The sequence below is a fragment of the Prescottella sp. GW823-FHT02E09 genome (assembly GCF_058797375.1).
In genome coordinates this window covers 156,263-176,549 of sequence record NZ_JBXAJP010000008.1, presented here as the reverse complement: position 1 = coordinate 176,549, position 20,287 = coordinate 156,263, and the positions used below count along the sequence as shown (strand labels likewise).

Annotated in this window: 21 protein-coding genes; 10 read left to right on the top strand and 11 right to left on the bottom strand. The window is 67.0% G+C overall.

Annotated elements, in window-relative coordinates:
- The first annotated feature begins 80 nt into the window (after nt 1–80).
- The 4 genes from hsaA to hsaB are packed head-to-tail and all read left to right on the top strand — an operon-like array spanning nt 81 to nt 3,657.
- Nucleotides 81–1,256 carry a 3-hydroxy-9,10-secoandrosta-1,3,5(10)-triene-9,17-dione monooxygenase oxygenase subunit gene (gene hsaA, locus AC1RIF_RS21070; RefSeq protein ID WP_492603312.1) on the top strand — a complete coding sequence of 392 codons (1,176 nt, stop codon included), beginning with the start codon at nt 81–83 and terminating at the stop codon, nt 1,254–1,256.
- Between the two features lie 9 nt (nt 1,257–1,265).
- Nucleotides 1,266–2,171 carry a 4,5:9,10-diseco-3-hydroxy-5,9,17-trioxoandrosta-1(10),2-diene-4-oate hydrolase gene (gene hsaD, locus AC1RIF_RS21065; protein WP_492603311.1) on the top strand — a complete coding sequence of 302 codons (906 nt, stop codon included), beginning with the start codon at nt 1,266–1,268 and terminating at the stop codon, nt 2,169–2,171.
- The gene (gene hsaC, locus AC1RIF_RS21060) at nt 2,171–3,070 is read left to right on the top strand and encodes an iron-dependent extradiol dioxygenase HsaC (RefSeq protein WP_492603310.1); all 900 of its coding nucleotides are present in this window, start codon (nt 2,171–2,173) and stop codon (nt 3,068–3,070) included. The genes hsaD and hsaC overlap by 1 nt, the downstream gene beginning before the upstream one ends.
- Entirely contained in the window at nt 3,070–3,657 is a 588-nt protein-coding gene (gene hsaB, locus AC1RIF_RS21055; RefSeq protein ID WP_492603309.1) for a 3-hydroxy-9,10-secoandrosta-1,3,5(10)-triene-9,17-dione monooxygenase reductase subunit, read from the top strand. The genes hsaC and hsaB overlap by 1 nt, the downstream gene beginning before the upstream one ends.
- Before the next feature lie 119 nt (nt 3,658–3,776).
- Here the strand turns inward: hsaB and AC1RIF_RS21050 are convergent, their stop codons facing one another.
- The 9 genes from AC1RIF_RS21050 to AC1RIF_RS21010 form a co-directional block, all read right to left on the bottom strand.
- On the bottom strand, nt 3,777–4,772 hold the full coding sequence (locus AC1RIF_RS21050) for a MaoC family dehydratase (RefSeq protein ID WP_492603308.1): 996 nt from the start codon (nt 4,770–4,772) through the stop codon (nt 3,777–3,779).
- A gap of 4 nt (nt 4,773–4,776) precedes the next feature.
- Nucleotides 4,777–5,631: an HpcH/HpaI aldolase/citrate lyase family protein gene (locus tag AC1RIF_RS21045; RefSeq protein ID WP_492603307.1), complete on the bottom strand. Its 855-nt coding sequence runs from the start codon at nt 5,629–5,631 to the stop codon at nt 4,777–4,779.
- Nucleotides 5,628–6,833 (bottom strand): CoA transferase, encoded by a 1,206-nt coding sequence (locus AC1RIF_RS21040; RefSeq protein WP_492603306.1) that lies wholly within the window; start codon nt 6,831–6,833, stop codon nt 5,628–5,630. Before AC1RIF_RS21040 ends, AC1RIF_RS21045 begins: the two co-directional genes overlap by 4 nt.
- Nucleotides 6,830–8,062 carry an acetyl-CoA C-acetyltransferase gene (locus tag AC1RIF_RS21035; RefSeq protein WP_492603305.1) on the bottom strand — a complete coding sequence of 411 codons (1,233 nt, stop codon included), beginning with the start codon at nt 8,060–8,062 and terminating at the stop codon, nt 6,830–6,832. Before AC1RIF_RS21035 ends, AC1RIF_RS21040 begins: the two co-directional genes overlap by 4 nt.
- Nucleotides 8,055–9,746, bottom strand: a complete 1,692-nt coding sequence (locus AC1RIF_RS21030) for an AMP-binding protein (RefSeq protein ID WP_492603304.1) — start codon at nt 9,744–9,746, stop codon at nt 8,055–8,057. The genes AC1RIF_RS21035 and AC1RIF_RS21030 overlap by 8 nt, the downstream gene beginning before the upstream one ends.
- A complete protein-coding gene (locus tag AC1RIF_RS21025; protein ID WP_492603303.1) occupies nt 9,743–10,603 on the bottom strand; it encodes an alpha/beta fold hydrolase in 861 nt (286 codons plus the stop codon). Before AC1RIF_RS21025 ends, AC1RIF_RS21030 begins: the two co-directional genes overlap by 4 nt.
- Nucleotides 10,600–11,367, bottom strand: coding sequence for a hypothetical protein (locus AC1RIF_RS21020; RefSeq protein ID WP_492603302.1), 768 nt, complete (start codon nt 11,365–11,367; stop codon nt 10,600–10,602). The genes AC1RIF_RS21025 and AC1RIF_RS21020 overlap by 4 nt, the downstream gene beginning before the upstream one ends.
- Nucleotides 11,364–12,557, bottom strand: coding sequence for an acyl-CoA dehydrogenase family protein (locus AC1RIF_RS21015; RefSeq protein WP_492603301.1), 1,194 nt, complete (start codon nt 12,555–12,557; stop codon nt 11,364–11,366). Before AC1RIF_RS21015 ends, AC1RIF_RS21020 begins: the two co-directional genes overlap by 4 nt.
- 112 nt (nt 12,558–12,669) lie before the next feature.
- Nucleotides 12,670–13,299: a TetR/AcrR family transcriptional regulator gene (locus tag AC1RIF_RS21010; protein WP_492603300.1), complete on the bottom strand. Its 630-nt coding sequence runs from the start codon at nt 13,297–13,299 to the stop codon at nt 12,670–12,672.
- 170 nt (nt 13,300–13,469) lie between these two features.
- On the opposite strand from AC1RIF_RS21010, the gene AC1RIF_RS21005 reads away from it, so the two are divergent.
- From AC1RIF_RS21005 to AC1RIF_RS20985, 5 genes are all read left to right on the top strand, one after another.
- Nucleotides 13,470–13,961 carry a nuclear transport factor 2 family protein gene (locus tag AC1RIF_RS21005; RefSeq protein WP_492603299.1) on the top strand — a complete coding sequence of 164 codons (492 nt, stop codon included), beginning with the start codon at nt 13,470–13,472 and terminating at the stop codon, nt 13,959–13,961.
- The gene (locus AC1RIF_RS21000) at nt 13,958–14,320 is read left to right on the top strand and encodes a DUF485 domain-containing protein (RefSeq protein WP_492603298.1); all 363 of its coding nucleotides are present in this window, start codon (nt 13,958–13,960) and stop codon (nt 14,318–14,320) included. The genes AC1RIF_RS21005 and AC1RIF_RS21000 overlap by 4 nt, the downstream gene beginning before the upstream one ends.
- Nucleotides 14,317–15,933 carry a solute symporter family protein gene (locus tag AC1RIF_RS20995; protein WP_492603297.1) on the top strand — a complete coding sequence of 539 codons (1,617 nt, stop codon included), beginning with the start codon at nt 14,317–14,319 and terminating at the stop codon, nt 15,931–15,933. The genes AC1RIF_RS21000 and AC1RIF_RS20995 overlap by 4 nt, the downstream gene beginning before the upstream one ends.
- A gap of 276 nt (nt 15,934–16,209) precedes the next feature.
- The gene (locus tag AC1RIF_RS20990; RefSeq protein WP_492603296.1) at nt 16,210–16,665 is read left to right on the top strand and encodes an SRPBCC family protein; all 456 of its coding nucleotides are present in this window, start codon (nt 16,210–16,212) and stop codon (nt 16,663–16,665) included.
- Between the two features lie 260 nt (nt 16,666–16,925).
- Nucleotides 16,926–17,381 (top strand): SRPBCC family protein, encoded by a 456-nt coding sequence (locus AC1RIF_RS20985; protein ID WP_492603295.1) that lies wholly within the window; start codon nt 16,926–16,928, stop codon nt 17,379–17,381.
- A gap of 39 nt (nt 17,382–17,420) precedes the next feature.
- Here the strand turns inward: AC1RIF_RS20985 and AC1RIF_RS20980 are convergent, their stop codons facing one another.
- Entirely contained in the window at nt 17,421–17,585 is a 165-nt protein-coding gene (locus AC1RIF_RS20980) for a hypothetical protein (RefSeq protein WP_492603294.1), read from the bottom strand.
- 57 nt (nt 17,586–17,642) lie between these two features.
- On the opposite strand from AC1RIF_RS20980, the gene AC1RIF_RS20975 reads away from it, so the two are divergent.
- The gene (locus tag AC1RIF_RS20975) at nt 17,643–18,098 is read left to right on the top strand and encodes an SRPBCC family protein (RefSeq protein WP_492603293.1); all 456 of its coding nucleotides are present in this window, start codon (nt 17,643–17,645) and stop codon (nt 18,096–18,098) included.
- 55 nt (nt 18,099–18,153) lie between these two features.
- Here the strand turns inward: AC1RIF_RS20975 and AC1RIF_RS20970 are convergent, their stop codons facing one another.
- A complete protein-coding gene (locus AC1RIF_RS20970) occupies nt 18,154–20,211 on the bottom strand; it encodes a neutral/alkaline ceramidase (protein WP_492603292.1) in 2,058 nt (685 codons plus the stop codon).
- Nucleotides 20,212–20,287 lie beyond the last annotated feature (76 nt).

Sequence of the window (20,287 nt, the reverse complement as noted above, 5' to 3'; positions counted from 1 at the left end):
AATTCCGGTTTCCTCGACACGGAAGAGAACGTGTTCTAGTCTCAGGTCAAGTGAACATCTCTTACAGACGGGAGCGTCCAGTGGGTGACCAGGACAGCCGCGAGGTGATGCGGCGGATCGACGCGCTACTGCCGGTGCTGCGTGAACGCGCACAGGAGACCGAGGATCTGCGCCGTATCCCCGACGAGTCCATCAAGGCGCTGCAGGAGACCGGGTTCTTCCGCCTGCTCCAGCCGAAGCAGTGGGGTGGCTACGAGGCCGATCCGGTCACCTTCTACACCGCGGTCCGCAACCTCGCGAGCGCGTGCGGTTCCACCGGCTGGGTCGCCGGCATCATCGGTGTCCACAACTGGCATCTCGCTCTGTTCGACCAGCAGGCGCAGGAAGACGTGTGGGGCCAGGACACCGACGTCCGGATCTCCTCGTCGTACGCGCCGATGGGCGCCGGTGAGGCCGTCGAGGGTGGCTACAAGGTCAACGGTGCGTGGGCCTGGTCGTCCGGTTCCGATCACGCGACCTGGGTCGTCGTCGGTGGACCGGTCATCAAGGACGGCCGTCCGGTCGACTTCGGCAGCTTCCTGATCCCGCGCGAGGACTACGAGATCGACGACGTGTGGAACGTGGTCGGGCTGCGTGGCACTGGCAGCAACACCGTCGTGGTCAAGGACGTCTTCGTGCCGCGCCACCGCTTCCTGAGCTTCAAGGCGATGAGCAACCTCACCGCGCCCGGGCTCGAGCAGAACACCGCGCCGGTCTACAAGATGCCGTGGGGCACTATCCATCCCACCACCATCTCGACGCCGATCGTCGGAATGGCCTACGGCGCCTACGACGCCCACGTCGAGCACCAGGGCAAGCGCGTGCGCGCGGCCTACGCCGGCGAGAAGGCCAAGGACGATCCGTTCGCCAAGGTGCGGGTCGCGGAGGCGGCCAGCGACATCGACGCCGCGTGGCGTCAGCTGTCCGGCAACGTCGCCGACGAGTACGCGCACCTGCTGGCCGGCGAGGAGGTCCCGATGGAGCTCCGCCTGCGCGCCCGTCGCGACCAGGTGCGTGCGACCGGCCGGGCGATCGCCTCGATCGATCTGCTCTTCGAGAACTCCGGCGCGACGGCGTTGGCGAACGGCACTCCGATCCAGCGCTTCTGGCGTGACGCCCATGCGGGTCGCGTCCACGCGGCCAACGACGCCGAGCGCGCGTACGTGATGTTCGGTGGCGCCGAGTTCGGCCTGCCGCTCACCGACACGATGGTCTAGGGGCGGCAGATGACGACAACCGAAGAACTCACGTACGAGTCGACTTCCCGTTTCGCGCAGGTCCGTCCGGACCTGAAGCTGCACTACCACGAGGCGGGTGTCGGCAACGGCCCCACGATCGTGCTGTTGCACGGCGGCGGCCCGGGTGCGTCGTCCTGGTCGAACTTCGCCAGGAACCTTCCCGTTCTGGCGAAGCAGTTCCACGTGATCGCCGTCGACCAGCCGGGCTACGGTCAGTCCGACAAGCCCACCGAGCACCCGCAGTACTTCCGGCACAGCGCGTCGGCGCTGAAGGATCTGCTCGACACGCTCGGTATCACCGATCGTGTTCACCTGCTGGGCAATTCGCTCGGTGGTGGCGCCGCGGTCCGATTCGCCCTCGACTACCCGGAGCGGGCCGGACGGCTGGTGCTGATGGGCCCGGGCGGTCTCAGCGTCAACCTGTTCGCACCGGATCCCACCGAGGGCGTCAAGAACCTCGGCAAGTTCAGCTACCAGCCGACGCGGGAGAACCTCGAGGCATTCCTGCGGATCATGGTGTTCGACCAGAACCTGATCACCGACGAGTTGATCGACGAGCGGTTCGCGGCGGCGAGCACGCCGGAATCGCTGGCGGCTGCGAAGGCCATGGGGAAGTCGTTCTCCAGCTCCGAGTTCGAGCTCGGCATGCTGTGGCGCGACGCGTACAAGCTGCGCCAGCGGGTGCTGCTGATCTGGGGCCGCGAGGACCGGGTCAATCCGATCGACGGCGCCCTGGTGGCGCTCAAGATGATTCCGCGGGTCCAGCTCCACGTGTTCGGCGGCTGCGGGCACTGGGCGCAGCTCGAGAAGTTCGACGAGTTCAACCGGCTCGCAAGCGACTTCCTGCTCGACAGTGACGTTGCCCGAGGCTCCGCCCGAGATGGAGGCAACTGATGAGTATCCGTTCACTCGCCTACCTGCGCATCGAGGCGACCGACATGGCCGCCTGGCGCGAGTACGGGCTCAAGGTGCTCGGCATGATCGAGGGCAAGGGTGCCAACCCCGACAACCTCTACCTGCGCATGGACGACTACCCGGCTCGCCTGGTCATCGTGCCCGGGGAGCGCGACGGGCTCTACGCCGCCGGATGGGAATGCGCGAACGCCGAGGGCCTGCAGGAGATTCGTGAGCGTCTGGCCAAGGCCGACTGGGAGTTCGAGGAAGGCACCAAGGAGGAGGCGGCCGAACGCAACGTCGTCGAGTTCATCAAGTGCCGCGACGCGTCCGGTGCTCGTCTGGAGGTCTTCCACACCGTCGCGCTGCAGCACCGCCGCATCGTGAGCCCGTACGGGCACAAGTTCGTCACCGGCGAGCAGGGTCTCGGGCACGTCGTGCTCGCGACCAAGGACGACGAGGCTGACCTCGAGTTCTACCGCGATGTGCTCGGGTTCAAGCTGCGCGACTCGATGCGACTGCCTCCGCAGGTCGTCGGGCGTCCGGCGGACGGTGAGCCGGCCTGGCTGCGCTTCCTCGGCTGCAACCCGCGCCACCACAGCCTCGCGTTCGCGCCGTTGCCGAACCCCACCGGGATCGTGCACCTGATGGTCGAGGTCGAGAACTCCGACGACGTCGGACTGTGCCTCGATCGCGCGCTCCGCAAGAACGTCAAGATGTCGGCGACACTGGGCCGGCACGTCAACGACCTGATGCTCTCGTTCTACATGAAGACCCCGGGCGGATTCGATGTCGAATTCGGTTGCGAGGGACTCGAGGTCGAGGACGACAAGTGGATCGCCAAGGAGAGCACCGCCGTGAGCCTGTGGGGGCACGACTTCACGGTGGGGTTCAAGTAATGTCCGCGCAGGAGATGTCCGGGGTGGGAACGGGTGCGGAGATCGATCCGCGCGAGTTCCGGACCGTCCTCGGACAGTTCTGCACCGGTGTCACGATCATCACCACGGTCGACGACGACGCCCCCGTCGGGTTCGCGTGCCAGTCGTTCGCCGCGTTGTCGCTCGAACCGCCGCTGGTGCTGTTCTGCCCCACCAAGGGGTCCCGGTCGTGGGCGGCGATCGAGCGGACCGGGCGATTCTGCGTCAACGTTCTCTCCGAGGACCAGCAGTCCACCTGCGCCCGGTTCGGGTCCCGGGAAACTGATAAGTTCGCCGGAATCGATTGGACTCCATCGCCGTTGGGATCACCGATCCTCGACGGCTCGCTCGCGCACATCGACTGTACGGTCGAGACGGTGCACGACGGCGGCGACCACTACGTGGTCTTCGGACGGGTCCACTCGATGAGCGAGATCAAGACGGAGCGGCCGCTGCTGTTCTACCGCGGCCAGTACACCGGCATCGAGCCGGACAAGACGGTGCCGGCGCCGTGGCGGGACGACCTCGAGGCGTTCCTCACGACCGCCAGCGAGGACACCTGGTTGTAGGGCTCCGCACATCGGGGGATAGCTCCATCAGATGATGGAATTGGGGAAAAAGCTGAAGGGTCCCTTCACACGCTCGCAGCGTGTGAAGGGACCCTTCAGCCGGTTCGGGGGCGGCAGGGTCAGGCCATCAGGGCGGTGAAGCGCCAGTCGAGCACCGGACGATCCGCGCCGCCGTCATGGGCGTGGACGATCGAGCGGAGGTCCACGGCCCAGGCGTCACCGATCGGGTCGGCCGCCACCACCTCGAGGGCGCTGGTGAGAATGTCGCCCTCCCGCACCGGTCCGGTGTGGTCACAGGATTCCCAGCCCAGCACGGTTGCCAGGTTCGGCAGCGCCCGCACCGCCTGTGCAAGCGCGATGCCGATCGTGTGCCCGCCGTAGACCAACCGGGATCCGCCCACACGCTCGTCGTGGTGGACGGCGGCGATGTTCAGGGTGAGCCGCGCCAGTTCCGGTGCGCTGGTGACGACGTCGCCGCTGCTGGCGAACACCGCACCGACCAGGTCGGGGGAGAAGCGCTCGCCGGGAACCCGGTCCCGGTACGTGTTCAGGTTCCAGTCGTCGGGGACCGACCACGCCGGGGTGGTCGACGGGCCGATCGAGGACAGGTCGTCCGCGTGAACGACGCGTGCCTGGTCGGGGGTGTCGCTCAGCGGGAGCATCGCGCATCGGTAGAAGTCGAGGACGGTCCGTCCGTCCTGGTCGGTGGTCGTCATCCGGAGCGCGGCCAGCCCGGTGGGGCGGCGACCCGGACGAGCTGAGTTCTCGCGTAGGCCGACCACCTCCGTCCGCGTGTACAGGGTGTCGGCGAGGTGAGGGAACCGGTGGAAGCGTAGTCCCCGGTAGAAGAGGTTGGCCTTCACGTGGTGAGTGGCCAGAGTCGACTGCCCGATTGCGATGTCGCACACCAAACCCGGGTGGACTACCGCGGTGGGGGCGCCCGTGACCGCCTGCGACAAGTGGGCGTCGAGCGCCACTCGGATCCGGTCACCGAGGATCGCCTGATGCGCTGCCGAGAGGCCGTCGGTGAGGGTGACGCCGGGGGCTGAGTCGAACACTGTGCCGACCGACAGTTCGTCGAAGTAGGGGCCCCCGACGATGTGTGGTCCAGTCATGTCGTCAGACTCCGATCTGCGCAAGTGTGCGCCGGGCAGCAACCGCGACGGCCTCGTCGAGCATCTGCCCGTCCAGTTGCGCTGCTCCGGCCCCGGCGGATGCCGCCTCGGCCATCGCGTCCAGGATGCGACGGGCCTGGTGTACGGCTTCGGCTGTGGGCGTGAAGATTTCCGTGAGGGATTCGACCTGTTCGGGGTGGATGACCCATTTTCCGTCGAAGCCGAGATCTCGGGTCCACTGCGCCGCCGCGCGGAAGTCGGCGTCGTCGGCGATGGACAGGTGTGGGCCGTCGATCGCCTGGATACCGGCGGTGCGGGCGGCGATCAGGATGCGGTCCTGGACGTGCACCCAGCGTTCGGGAACGAACACGCCACCTCGACCGAGCGCGGCGCCCAGGTCGGCATATCCGATCACGACACTGTCGAGGCGCGAGGTTGCGGTGCAGATCTCGTCGATCGACGAGACACCCTGGGGAGTCTCCACGAGTGCCTGCAGCCGGGCGGGCGAGCCCAGTTCGGTCAGCAGCCGGTCGGCGGCGATCAGGTCGGTCGCGGTGTCGACCTTCGGCAGCACGATCCCGACGCTGTCGAGCATGCCGATCGCCCCCATGTCCTCCGCACCCCACGGGGTGCCCAGTCCGTTGACACGGACGGTGACCGATCGATCGAGTCGGTGCTCCCCGAGGAGTCGGAACACCAGGGTGCGTGCCTCGTCCTTGCGAGCAGACGTGACGGCGTCCTCGAGATCGAGCACTACCTCGTCGGCGGTCGACGCGAGGGCCTTGAGGATCTTGCGCTCGTCCGAGCCGGGGGCGATCAGCGCACAACGTCGGCGGTTCCGTCCAGTGGTGTTGCTCATTTCGCCTCGGCTTCCCCGAGAACGCCCATCTCGACGAGGTCGTCGACGGCGCGCTCGTCCATCCCCGCCGCAGTCGCTACCTCGCGGGTGTGCGCCCCGGGCACCGGAGCTGCGGCGGCGTCGGTGTAGCTGCCGGACCAGCGGAGCGGGGAACGCGAGGTCAGCATGGCCCCGATTCCCGGCTGGTCGATCTCCTGGACGACGGCGACATCCGCGGCGCTGCGGATGTCGGCCGCCACCTCGGCGAGGGTGCGGTAGGCGCTCCACAGCACGCGGGTGCCGTCGAACTCGACCTCGAGTTGGTCGAGGGAGCGAGACGCGAACCACGGACGCAGGACAGCCGTGATCGCATCCCGGGCCGCGTACCGATCGGCCTCCACGGCCAGGTTCAGTCCGCGATGCCGTTCGAGTGCGGAGAAGACCTCGGAGGTTCCGGTGACATCGACGAGCGCCCGCCACTGACCGGTCGTCAGCCCGACCACCATGACGGCCCGCCCGTCGGCGGTGGCGAAGTCCGCGCCGTAGCTACCGAAGAGCGCGTTGCCCTGCCGATCCCGCCCCGCGCCGCTGCGGTCGGCTTCCGCGACCCATCCCATGCTCGCGACCGCAGACAATGCGACATCATCCAGTGCGAGCCGGAGATACGAGCCCTCACCAGTCTGCTCCCGACGGCGCAGCGCCGTCACCAGTCCCAGTGCGGCGTAGAGCCCGGTGAGAAGGTCCCACGCGGGCAGAACGTGATTGACCGGGGCGTCGGATCCCTGCGGGCCCGTCATGAGCGGCAAGCCGACTTCCGCGTTGACGGTGTAATCGACGGCGGGTGATCCGTCGGCGTGGCCTTCGATGTGCAGATGGATCAGATCGGGACGGCGCTCGGTCAGGACGGTGTTGGCGAGCCACGGTGCGTGCGCGGCGTTCTCGAGCAGGATCCCGGAGTCGGCAACGAGATCGGTGACGAAGCCGCGGCCGGCCTCACTGCGCAGGTCCACGGTCACCGACTTCTTCGCCTGGTTGAGGGCCGCCCAGTAGAGGCTGGCACCGTCCTCGGTGACGGGCCAGCGGTTGCCGTCGACGGCGCCGGAGATCGGATCGATGCGGATCACCTCGGCGCCGAGTTCGGCGAGGACGCGTCCGGCAGTGGGCCCGGCGACGAACGACGACATGTCGACCACGCGGATTCCGTGCAGCGGTCGTGCGGTCATGACACCCTCTCGAAGATCGCGGTCAGCCCCTGTCCGCCGCCGATGCACATCGTCTCGAGCCCGTAGCGCACCTCGCGGCGCTGCATCTCGCGCAGCAGTGTCGTGAGGATACGCACGCCGGTGGCGCCCACGGGGTGACCGAGCGAGATGCCGGATCCGTTGACGTTGGTGCGTTCGCGGTCGACCGCACCGAATTTCCACTCCCGCATGCAGGCCAGTGCCTGTGCGGCAAAGGCCTCGTTGAGTTCGATCAGGTCGATCCGGGACATGTCCAGTCCGGCACGCTCGAGTGCCCGTGCCGTCGACGGCACCGGACCGATACCCATGAGCGACGGCTCCACACCGGCGACGGCCCACGTGACCAGCCGAGCGAGCGGATTCAGTCCCAACCGCTCTGCATGTGCTCGGGTCGTCACCAAACATGCAGCCGCGCCGTCGTTCTGACCGCTCGAGTTGCCGGCGGTGACGGTCGCCTCGGGGTCGGACTTCGCCATGACCGGGCGCAGACGGGCGAGTGATTCGACAGTGGTTTCGGCGCGGGGGTGCTCGTCCCTCGTGATCGTGTCGGTACCGCCGCCCTTGACTACGACGTCGATCGGCACGATCTCCTCCGCGAACTTTCCTGTCTCGATCGCGGTCACCGCGCGCCGATGCGAGGCCACCGCGAGTTCGTCCTGCTCCTGCCGGCTGATGCCGTACTTCCGGCGCAGGTTCTCGGCGGTCTCGAGCATGCCGCCGGGAACCGGGTAGTTCCGTCCACCCGCGGTCACGCGCCCGCGGCCCAGACGATCGTGCAGGGCTGCGGGCGCACCCTTGGCACCCCAGCGCATGGACTCGGTGTAGTACTCGGCGCGGCTCATGGATTCGACTCCACCGGCGATGATGAGATCGGCGACGCCCGTCTGGACACGCATGGCCGCGTCGAGCACCGCCTGCAGACCCGAGCCGCAGCGCCGATCCAGCTGCTGGCCCGGCACGGTGACCGGAAGTCCGGCGTCGAGTGCGACCACTCGGCCGATTGCCGGGGCCTCGCCGTTCGGATAGCACTGTCCGAAGATCACGTCGTCGATCGCCTCGGGTGCAATGCCTGTGCGCCGCAGCAGATCGGTGATCACCCCGGCGCCCAGATCGGTGGCGGGTACGTCGCGGAACACCCCGCCGTACCGCCCGACCGGGGTGCGCAGCGGCTCGCAGACGACTACATCGGAGGCTGACGGTGAATTACTCACTGCGGAAATCCCTTTCACGATCTGTCCACTGCTGCGCCCACTCGCGCAGTTCCACGGCCCGGATCTTCGTGCCGTTGCCGCCCACAGTGGTGGGCATCTTCTCGATCACGTGCACGGCCACCGGTACCTTGAACGCGGCCAGCGTCTCCGCGCACCACTGCCTGAGGTCGGCGGACGTGACCGCGGCATCCTCGGTGGGAACGACGAACCCGACTGCCTGGGTGTAACCACCGGGCCCGGTGATACCGACGACCTTCGCGCTCTGCACGTCGGTGTGCATCGCGAGGCGGGTATCGATCTCGGCGGGGTCGACGAGGAACCCGCGCAATCGCAGGGCGTCCCCCGCCCGGCACACGTACGTGAACCCGCCGTCGCCGGTGGCCACCGCCAGGTCGCCGCTGCGGAACCATCCGTCCGCCGTGAAAGCCTGTGCTGCGGCGGCCGGGCCACCCAGGTACGCGTCCGCGACGTTCGGGCCGCGAACCTGGAGTTCACCCTGTTCGCCGTCCGGCAGCACGGAGTCGTCGTACGGGTCGGCGATCCGAACCGCGATGTCGTGGCTCACGGGCCGCCCGCCGCCGTTCCACCGCACCGATTCAGGATCATCGTCGGTCCAGAAGAGCATGAGCGAGAACACTTCCGATGACCCGAACACGCCGGTGGTGAAAGCGTCGAACTCGTCCCGCGCCCAGCGCGCGATCTCGTGCGAGCGCCCGAGGAAGTCCGCGATGCCGAGCCACTTCAGTGACGACAGGTCTGCGCGGACGTCCTGCCACGCGTCGTGGAGTCTGCCGTAGAGATCGTCGCCACCGACGACGTGCGTCACCCGCTCGGATTCCATCGCGCGCAGAGTGGTGACGGGGTCGAAAACCGGAACCATGAGCACGGTTCCGCCGCCCGCGAGGGTCGCCATGGCGGTGTTGAAGCCGAACACACCCGACAACGGGAGCACACACAGCGTCACGTCACCGTGCGCGATGCCCATTCCGGCAGCATCCGCGTGGGCATGCCCTACGACGGCAGATTCCCGGTGTGCGGCCAGCTTGGGAGTGCCCGTCGAACCGGACGTCGTGAAGGCGACCGCGAGCGGGTCATCGGGATCGCCGATATCGCCCGCCACGGTCTGGGTTGCGGTCGCCGGCGTACGTGGCGCCGTCGCCCCGCACAGGTCGCCGCTACCTGCCTGCCACGAACCGGAACCGAGATCGAAGGCGGTGGAGACGAATTCGTCCGAGGGATCGGTACCCGGTGCCCGCACCAGTGCCACAGCCGGGACGTCGACGTCGCCGTGGGTAGCCGAGACGGCCTGGCTGAGCATGCCGAACAGGTCGAGTCCGTGGAATCGCTCGGCGACGGCCACCACGGCGGGCCGCGCCGCGCGGAGCACGTGCTCGACCTCACCGACGTTGTAGCGGGTGTTGATACCGATGACGTGAGCCCCGAGGGCCGACGCTGCGAACTGCCAGACGACCGTGTCCGACCAGTTGGGCAGGAACACCGCGACACACTGACCGCGTCGAAGACCGACCCGGACGAGCTCGGCCTCCAGTGCCCGCACGCGGTCGCGAAGCCGTGTCCTGGTGGTGGCGACGGCGTCCGTCCCGACCAGATCGATCGCTGCGGTCGCATCCGGCGCCGCAGCGACGAACTGGTCGAGGAACGATGCGAGAGTCGCACGAGTCATGATGCTGCCTCCGCACGTTCGGAGAGGGGGACGTCAGCCAATTCGTCCAGCCATGCGGCCGCGACCTCGGCGAAGTCCTCGACCTCCTCCATCGGATAGTGTCCGATTCCGGTCAACAACGTGAAACGGGCGCCGCGGATGCGCGCTGCATCGGCCTTCACCGTGTCGGGAACGATCCATGGATCCTGTTCTCCCGCAACCATGTGCACGGGACACGTCGTCAGGCACAGTCGTTCGCGGACGTCGTGGCCACCCCAGCCGATCAGGTCGGACGACGAGATCGCCGGATCCTCGCGGCGGTGCATGGTGGCGATCAGATCGGCGCGGTCGGCGGAGACGGTGTCGCCCACCGAGGCCAGGGTGCCGAGGTACGTCCGTTCGCCGCGCGACGGTCCGGCAACGTCCTCCAACTCACGGCGCAGGCCTGCGATGTTCACCCGGCCGGGCCCGGCTTCGGCGGCCATCGCGACCGCGCCGGCCAGGGGGCGTTCCGGCCGTGTGGCAAGGTCCAGTGTCAACTTTCCGCCGATCGAGCAGCCGATCACGTAGGGGCGCTCGATGCCGAGGGCGTCGAGCAACTTCCACAGCCAGTCGCCGTACACTGTGAGATCGGTGACGGGCCCCTTCGCGGCGGGCTCGGATCTGCCGTGTCCCGGTAGGTCGGGTACGACCACCCGATACCCCTTGGCGGCGAGAGCGGACGCGACATGACGCCACTGCACGCCGTTCTGGCCGGCGGTGTGGATACACAGGACGGTCGGGGTGGACTCGTCCGTCGCAGTGGAGCCACCTGTCGGGTGGACGATTTCGACGAAGCCCAGAGCCGAGTCGATCGTCACGTAGCGTGCCTCGATCACGACTGTGCCTCCCGGGCGATCATTCGAGCGTGTGCGATGAGGATGTTGAGTGGCTTGGTCAGCCGCAGATACTCGTAACCACTACCGGTGGAGGAGAATTCACCGGTGATGGCGCGCCGCATGAAGTCCTCACGGTCACCGAGGACGACGTCCACCCAGGTGTGCCCGGGGGCGACGAAGGTGAAGGTCGCGCCCTGGGGGGTACGCCGGGTGACGTCGATGATCCGGCCTCGATAGACCCGAAGGTGGATCTCACGGTCGTCGCAGCGCAGTCCGATCGTCCCGTCCCACGTCGCGAGTGACGACGAGAAGTCGGGGTCTGCCGCCAGCGAATCGCGCACGAGTGCACCCCAGCGGGCGGTACAGAAGTCGGTGGCGGACACCGTGGGAACGGACCCGCCATCGCGAAGCCGCCACGTCTCCACCGACTCTTCCCTCAGCGTGTTCACATTGTCGTGCAGGGTGACCCGTCGAACCAGCATCGTGGTGTCGTGTTCCGCCACCACCCGGGTGATCACGGATTCGGCGCGGACGCTGTCGTGGAGGCCGACCGGATCGTGCGTGGTCCAGGACAGGTGTTCGCGCACCGCAGGCGCGGAAGCGGGAAGCGGTGCCAACAGTTCCGCGACGGTCGGCCCCAGAAGGGAAGTGTCTGCGGGCAGAGCGGTGCCGGACTCTGCGAGCAGCGAGGTGACCCGGGCATGCCGACTCTTCCGGCGGTCACCGACCAGATGCGTCGAACGGGAGTGCGTGTCGACACTCATGACGAGGCCCGGCCGAGCAGTTCGTCGGAGATGATCCGCATCTGGATCTCGCTGGTGCCCTCGAAGATCTTCGTCAGGCGGGCGTCCCGCCAGTGCCTTTCGACCTGGAAGTCGGTGGTGTAGCCGGCGCCGCCGTGGATCTGCACGGCTTCGCTCGTGACCCGTTCGGCCATCTCGGTGGCGACGAGCTTGGCCATCGATGCCTCCAGTGAGCAGCGCTGTCCGGTGTCGATGTCGGTGGCGACGGAGTACATCAACTGCCGGGCCGCCTCGATGTCGGCGGCCATCTTGGCGATCTTGAACCGTAGGTGCTGGAAGTCGCCGATCGGCTTGCCGAACTGTCGCCGGGTGTGGACGTACTCGATCGAGTCCTCGAGGGCGGCACGGGCCAGGCCGATCGCACGGGCAGCGGTGTGTGCGCGTCCCACTTCGAGACCGCTCACGGCGAGGTAGAAGCCCTCTCCCTCCTGCCCGAGCATCTTGTCGGCCGGAACTCGGAAATTGTCGAAGGCCAACTCCCAGGTGCTCCAACCGAAGTAGCCGATCTTGCGGACCTTGTTGCCGGAGATTCCCTCGGGGAACGAGCCGCGCTCCTTCTCTATCAGGAAGGTGCTGATGCCGCGGTGGGGCTTGGCTGGATCCTTGTTCGGATCCGTGCGTGCGAAGAGCACCAGGTAGTCGGCGTCGTCGGCGTACGTGCACCACATCTTGGTCCCGTTGACCACCCATTCGTCGCCGTCGCGAGTTGCGCGGCACGAGATGTTCGCGACGTCGGATCCGGCCTCGGCCTCCGACAGCGCGTACGCACCGAGGTATTCGCCGCGGGCGACCCGGGGTAGCAGCGCCGCCTCCTGCTCCGGGGTGAACCCGCCGCCCATGCCATTGCCGCGGGCCAGCAGGCCGGACACGCTCATCCAGGCACGGGAGAGTTCCTCGGCGACCAGGCAGTACTCGAACACGCCGAGGCCCAGGCCGCCGTGCTCCTCGGGGATCATGATCCCGAAGAAGCCGATGTCGGCCATCGCTTGCTTCAGCGAATCGGGAATCGTGCCCTGTATCGGATCGAGTTCGTTCGCGATCGGCAGCACCTGCTTCATGGCGAACTCGCGCGCCAGGTCCCGTATCGCCAGACGTTCTTCGGTGAGGTACCGCGGGGAATCGACACGCGGCTGTGAAGGTCGGTGAGTCATGCGCTCTCCCTAGTAAAGATTAACGCTTGTTAACCAAGTAGAGCATGTGGTCGCGTGACGCGTCAATCGATCCGACGTCCGGTGTCTTCGGGTGGGGGAGCGGACGTCTCCGTCAGCGAGATCGGTATCCGACCAGGTTGAGGGCGTAAATGCCGTGGGTGTCGGCTACTTCCCGGGCGGAGAGTTCACCGTCGACCCGGAACCACAGTGCGATTCCGGCGCACATGGTCAACACTGCGGTGACTGCCTGGTGAACATGCGGAACATCGAAGACGCCCTGGGAGATGCCGTCCTCGGCGATCGCCACGAACAGGTGCTCCTGGGCGTCGCGGGACCCGACTACGCGTTTGCGGTCGACTTCCTCGAGGTAACGCAGTTCGGTGTTGGCGACGACGCAGGCTCGCTGGTTGCGGGCGGTGTACAGCGCGTGGGCGGTGACAGCCGCGCGCCACTGGTCGGCCGGCTCGGAACCGGCTTTTCGCAGTGCTTGGCGGGTTGCGGTGAACTGTTCGTCGCTCGCGGCCCTCAGGATCTCGACCAGCAGTTCAGCCTTGTTCTCGAAGTGGTTGTAGACGTTGGCGGCGCTGCAACCGGCATTCGTGGCGATGTTTCGCAATGTCGCACCATGGAAGCCGGCGGTGTAGAACTCGTCGAGCGCGGTCTCGAGGATGCGCTCGCGTACGCCTTCGTGTGCCGCGGTGCGCGTCCTGGCCAGGGCATTCGCGCCCGATCGGATGTTCATGTATCGGAGGGTAGAGCGGAGAGCTTGCGCTGATCAAGCGCGCTCCCGTGGGCCTTGACCAAGTCGGCCCACGGGCCTTATGGTCTGCCTCACATGAACGCCCGTTAATCAATGGGCGTCGGTATTCGCCCCACCCCCATGCTCATACCCCTCACGAGGAGGCTTACCCCATGAGCACTTCCGAAGACCGACTCGAAGACCGGATTCGCAGACTGGAGGACATCGAGGCCATCCGTCAGCTCGATGCCCGGTACTGCCGCCACCTGGACGACGGCAGCTGGGACGAGTTGATGGACCTGTTCACCGAGGACGGCGAGTTCGACGGGCTGTCGCACCCGAAGGGGCGCTCCGAGATGCGCGACTTCTTCGCCGGACTGGCCGAGGGCGGTCTCACATCGTTCTGGCACTTCATCACCAACATGGAGATCGAGCTCGACGGCGACCGCGCGACCGTTCGATCCTTCCTCTGGCAGCCGTGCGTCACCGACGGCGTGCCGTCGATCGCGGCCGGCCGCTACGAGGACCAGGTCGTCCGCGTCGACGGCCGCTGGGTCTATCGCGTCAAGCAGGTGCGGTTCCACTTCTTCGGCCCGCTCGCCGAGGGTTGGGACGAGAACCTCTTCGCACTCGACACTGCTCGGCGTGCGGCGGTCAACCCGTGAGCGCCACCGTCCACGGCGACCGTCCAGGAGCCGCCGAGTCCGTGCGATGGTCGGACATCCTCGACGTCGCCGAGTTCGTCGAACTGCGCCGTCGTCGGAGTGTGGTGACCAACAGTCTCGGTGCGTCGGCGATCGTGCTGCTCGCCGTCTTCCTGCTGGGATTCGCGTTCTTCCCCGACCAGCTCGGGGGCAACAACGTTGCAGGCATTCCGCTGTCGTTGTGGCTCATGTTCTCCCAGTTCGCCGGCACCTGGGTGCTGGTCTACCTGTACTTCCGCCTGACCCGGACCTACATCCAGCCCGCAGCCGACGCCGCCCTCGCGGCAATCGGCCCGGACCGACAGGAGCATGCGGCATGACCGGCGAACCCGACTTCCTCGCTATCGCCATCTGTGCGGCGGTGATCTCGCTGACCTTGTGGGTCACGTTCGCAGCCTCGCGGAGGAGTCGAAGCGCAGACGGCTTCTTCGCCGCAGGCCGTTCGATCACCGGGTGGCAGAACGGATTTGCCATCGCAGGTGAGTTCATTTCGGCGGGAAGCTTTCTCGGGACAACCGGGCTGATCTTCTACAAGGGCGTCGACGGCACCGTGATCCTGTGTGCGTCGGTGGTGTCGTTCCTCCCGGTGCTTTTCCTGCTCGCCGAGAAGATGCGCAACGTCGGCAAGTACACCCTCGCGGACGTGCTGGTGTTCCGCACCCAGGCGCGGCGGGTACGGGTGGTCGTCGCGTTCAGCACGATTGCGACGGGCATGTTCGTGCTCCTCGCGCAGCTCGTGGCGGCCGGCGTGCTGCTCGAGTCGGTATCGGGGATTCCGTTCTGGCTGTCGGTGATCGTCGCCGGAAGCCTCATGGGCATCTATGTCTTCGTCGGCGGCATGCTCGCCACCACGTGGGTGCAGGTGATCAAGTCCTCGATCCTGTCGGTGCTGGCACTGATCGTCGGCCTCGGCATCCTGTCGAAGTTCGGCTTCAGCTTCCCGAAGGTGCTGTCGAACGCCACCGAGCACGCCGTTGCCGGTGAGGCGGTCCTGTCCCCGGGGCTGATCTTCGCATCGGGAGGGGCCGTCAACCTCATCTCGTACGGACTCACGTTCGCGCTCGGGACGGCCGGTATGGCGCACATCCTCATTCGCTTCTTCACCGTGCCGGAGGCTGCAACCGCTCGACGCTCGCTCGGCTGGACTGTCGCGTTGTGCAGCGGCTTCTACCTCGTCGTGGTGCTGATGGGCTTCGGCGCCGCAGCACTGCTGGGCGACGGCGGCGCCGAACGAGTCGGGGCCGGAGGCAATCTCGCTGCGCCGGTGTTGGTGACCGAGTTGGGCGGCGGAATCGGCACGGTCGGCGGCTCCATTGCTCTGGCGCTGGTATCGGCGGTGGCCTTCGCGAGCATCGTGGCGGTGGTCGCGGGCGTGGTCATCTCGGCGGCGGGCACGTTCGCCCACGACGTGTGGCCGACGTTGACCCGCAGAAATGACAGCAAGACTGCGGATGTCGCCGCGCACACTGCGGACGACGCGGGGGAGGCCAAGGTTGCCCGATTCGGCGCCGTCGCCTTCAGCATCATCGCGATCCTGCTGACGATGGCGATCGGCGACACCACCAACATCACGTACTTCATGGGCATGGCGTTCATGGTCGCGGCGAGTGCGCACCTGCCGAGTCTGCTCCTGAGTCTGAACTGGCGGCGGTTCAACAGCACCGGCGCGGTGTGGGGCATCGTCGTCGGACTCGTCTCGACGATCGTCAGCCTGATGTTCACGGAGGCACTGTGGATGGGCAGTGGTCCAGCGCCGCTGCACATCCAGCTTCCTGTGATCATCACACTGCCGCTCGGCCTCGTGGCCTGCGTCGTCGGATCACTTCTGGGGGAGCGTCGGATCGAGTCGCGCGAGGACGCCGACGAGAAGTTCGCGGAGATGCTGGTCCGTGCGGAGACTGGAATCGGCGCCGAGATGGCGGCGTCCCGCTGAGCTGATCCACCGACGATGAAGGGTCCGTTCACGCGCTCGCAGCGCGTGAACGGACCCTTCAGCCCGTTCGGGGCCTTCAAACGCATCGCGCACGGGACTAGGCTGATGATCGGTACACGCGAGGTGGCCCGGTGGGCCCCGCGTGATCCGGCGGTCGCATCTCCCGGAAGTGAATGCGAACCGCAAAATCAATTGCCCGAGTGCCTGATCGGCGCGGGTATGTTCACGGCTTGCGTGACGCGTCGACGGTCGCCTCCAGTTGAGGATGTGAGATCCATGGCGAAGACGCTCAGGATGAACGAGTCCGTCGTCATCAACCGTCCGATCGCCGAGGTGTTCGAGTACCTCGCCGATCCAGCCAAGGTCGCTGAATGGAGCAGCAACATAATCGAATACGCGGTGCGTTCCGGCAGTCCCGACGAGGTCGGCGCTGTCATGGCGCTCACTGCAAAGGCGGCCGGCTCGCGTATCGAGGGGGCAGAGCAGGTCACCGTGTACGAGAAGAACAAGCGAATCGGCTTCGAGTCCAAGGAGTCACGGATGGGATACACCCGAGAGGTGGACTTCGACGGCGACGCGGACGGTGCGACTCGGGTGACCTTCACGATGGATACCGAACCCAGTTCGGGCCTGTTCAAGTTCGCTGACGCCATCGCCCAGAAGCTGTACGCCCGAGACGTGCGTAGCAACCTGGAGAACGCCAAGACGATTCTCGAGAATCCCGACAGCTGAAGGTCCGTTCACGCGCTCGTAGCGCATGAGGGGACCCTTCAGCTCGTTCGGGGGCCTTCATTGCGGACGGGTGCGGGTCTAGGATTGGGATCGGTGCACGCGATGTTGCCCGGTGGGTGCCACGTGGTCCGGCGGTTGCCGTATCTCTCGAATCGAGTTTCTGACCGCGAAATCAATTGCCCGAGTGCCTGATCGGCGCGGGTTTGTTCACGCTTTGCGTGACGCGTCGACGGTTGCCTCCAGTTGAGGATGTGAGATCCATGGCCAAGACGCTGAGGACGGAAGAATCGATCGTCATCGACCGGCCCGTTTCCGAAGTGTTCGAGTACGTTACCGATCCGGAGAAGATCGTCGAATGGTGGAGCAATCTGGTCGAGTACCGGACGACCTCCGGTGACCCCCATGAGGTCGGCTCGGTGTCCACCCTGGTCGCCAGGGTAGCGGGCGCGAAGATCGAGGCGACGGAGGAGTTGACGGCATACGAGGAGAACAAGCGGGTCGAGTTCGAGTCCCGTGATTCACGGATCGCATACACCCGCTCGGTCGACTTCGCCGGCGACGGCGACGGCGCCACGAAGGTGACGTACGTGCAGGACGCCGAAACCGGTTCGGGGCTGTTCAAGTTCGCCGACGCCATCGCCCAGAAGCTGTACGCCCGAGACGTGCGGGGCAGTCTCGAGAATGCCAAGACGATCCTCGAGAACCCTGACGGCTGAAGGGTCCCTTCATGCGCCGGCAGCGTATGGAGGGACCCATCAGCTCGTGCGGTGGGGCTTCAGAACCGTCGCGTACGGGACTACGCTGATGATCGGGACATGCGTCGCAGCCTGTCGGGCCGCGCGCCATCCCGCGGTCGCCGCTCCCTCGACGTCGTAGGTGAACCGCGAAATCGACTGCTCCAGTGCCTGATCCGCGTTCACGCGCTCGAGGCTTGCGTGGCGCGTCGAGCACACCTGCCAGCTGAGGATGTGAGATCCATGGCCAAGACGCTCAGTATGAGCGATTCCGTCGTCATCGACCGCCCGGTCGCCGAGGTGTTCGACTACCTGTCCGACCCGGACAAGGCCACCGAATGGTCGAGCGACGTGGTCGACTACCGGATGCTGTCCGGGGCTCCCGACGAGGTCGGTTCGGTCGCATCGACGACCCTGAAGGTCGCCGGGGTGACGGTCCAGGCGACGGAGGAGATCACCGCGTACGAGGAGAACCGGAAGATCGGGTTCGAGTCCCGCGACTCGCGGGTCGAGTACGCCCGTGAACTCGACTTCGACAGCGGCGGTGACGGGTCGACGCGGGTGACGTTCAAAGTGGACGCCAAGCCCAGCCCCGGCATGTTCAGGTTCGCCGATTCGGTGGCGATGAAGCTCTACGCCCGAGACGTTCACGGCAATCTGTCGAATGCCAAGACGATTCTCGAGACCCCGAAGGGCTGAAGGGTCCCGTCCGCCGGCAGTGCACGAAGGGACCCTTCAGCTGTGAGACGGCGGCTCAGCGGACGGTGAACTCCGCGGACGTGCCGGTGAACGGTGACACCACACCGTCCGGGGCCTTGCGGTCGCCGAAGTGCTGGATGCGGTACGTGCCCGACGGGGTCCCGGTCGGGACGTCCCACGTGATGCGCGCGATCGACGTATTCGGTCCTTCGCGGCGCCACCGGTACTTGGTGGCCCAGTCGCCGTCATCGGCGTGCCGCAGCCAACGACCGCCGTCGCGGCGCTGCACCTCGAAAAACGTTCCGCGGCGGTGCAGATCGTTCTTGGGATGTCCGGTCACGAACTCGACGGCCACCTGATCGCCGACCCCGGCGCTGCCGGTGGGCTGGACGACGACGTCGCCGAATGCGCGTCCGGGTAGTGGCTCGTCGAACGGGAAGTCCTGCCCGAAGCCGGGCTGGAATCCGGACAGGTCGCGCGGGGCGGGGCCGCGCGGGACGTCCGCGCCCGTCTTCATCGCCGCGGCGAGCTTGGCGAACCCCTGCTGGTAGGCGGGCAGGGTGTTCCGGCCGAAGAGCGTCGATCCGCCCTCGTACTGCTGGGCGTCGTACTCCTCGGGCGTCGTGCAGTAGCTCGCATACGCGTTGGCGTAGCCCTGGAAGATGACGTTCTCCAACGGGACTCCGAGTTCCTCGGCGACGGTCCGGCGGATCCGCAGGCCCGACACGATCGTGAACTCGGCCGGTCCGCCGACCACGTAGATGTCGCCGATCCGGATGAGCTGGATCTTGAGCACGTGCGGGACCCAGCCGTCCGGGGGCAGCAGGCCGACGGGCACCAGCACCAGCTTGGGGGCCTGCGCGTCGGCTAGCCACTGCGGCGTGGGGGTGTCGATGCCGCCGAGGGCGTCGATCATCGGGTTGCGGGTGCCCTCGGTGAAGATCTCGATCGCGGGGCCGTCCTCGGTGCTGCCCGCGGCCATCGCGGCGCCGATGCACGCAGGTGCGGTGCGGCGGGACTGGCCGTCGGACGTGTACTTGCCGTCCACCAACTGGTCGGCCATGTCCAGGTACATGATTCGGCTGTCGACGGTGGTCGACGACAGCGGCGCCGCCGCCTTGAACGCGGTCCGGGCCGCGGTCACCTGACGTTCGCCGATGAGCCGGGCGTTCTCGAACTCGTCGGCGGTGGGGCCGTGTCCGGGTTCGAGGTCGAGGTTGGGCGACATGTCCCCGGTGTTGGTCTGCGGGAAGCACGCCACGAATCCGGGCGCACCGTCGAGGTAGCGCACACCCGCGACGTCGTGCTCCCAGAAGTACGCGGCCGCACCCTTGTTGTCGCCCGAGATCAGGAGGTTCTTGTTGGTGAGCGACGCGCCGTGCGTGGGGAACCAGCCGATGCCGCCGACGTTGTCGCCGCCCTGGCTGATCTTGAGCACCCGCATCGAGGTGTCGATGCCGAGCGGGTAGTAGTCCTTGTCGCGCTGTGGGTTCCGATCGAATGCTGCACGCGAACGATTCACACTCGCGTCCTTCAGTTCGCTGCGCCCGTACGAGACGACCCCCGCGGCCAGGTTGTCGTGCGCGGCGACGATCGCCTCGACCATGCCGTCGACCTCGGCGCCGAAAACCTGCGGCTGGAAGCCGAGTGTCGCGAGGCTGTACGCGTAGTCCTGCGACGCACCGCCGCACGCGGCGTGCGAGTGCACGGCGGTGAGCATCACGTTCTTCTCGGTGTACAGGCCGCCGAACTTCTCCGCGAGCCGGGCGAGCACCGCGTCGTGCACGGCCTGGAACACCATGCACGTGTCGGCGCACGCGTAGACGACGCGGTTGTCGTCGGCGTCGGCGAAGACATAGGCGCGGACCCGGGTCCGCTGATGCAGACCCTCGGCGCGCTGATCGAAGCTGGAGTAGCCCATCATGCCGTTCTCGGCGACGGGGCCCGTCATGTCGGACAGCCCGACGCCCACCCGGAACTCTCGGGAGTCGGCGGAGCGGCGAGCGGGTGCGGCGGTGGTTCGGGGCAGTGCCTGGGCGGTGGTGCCGGCAACTGCTGCGAGCGCCGGTGCGGCCGCTGCTCCGGCCAGCACGGTGCGTCGACTGATCGTCACGACGAAGTCCTTTGCGCGAGGTCGAGAATCATTACTTGATCAAACGTCCAAGTCCTCAAGCAGACACCAGTCGGTC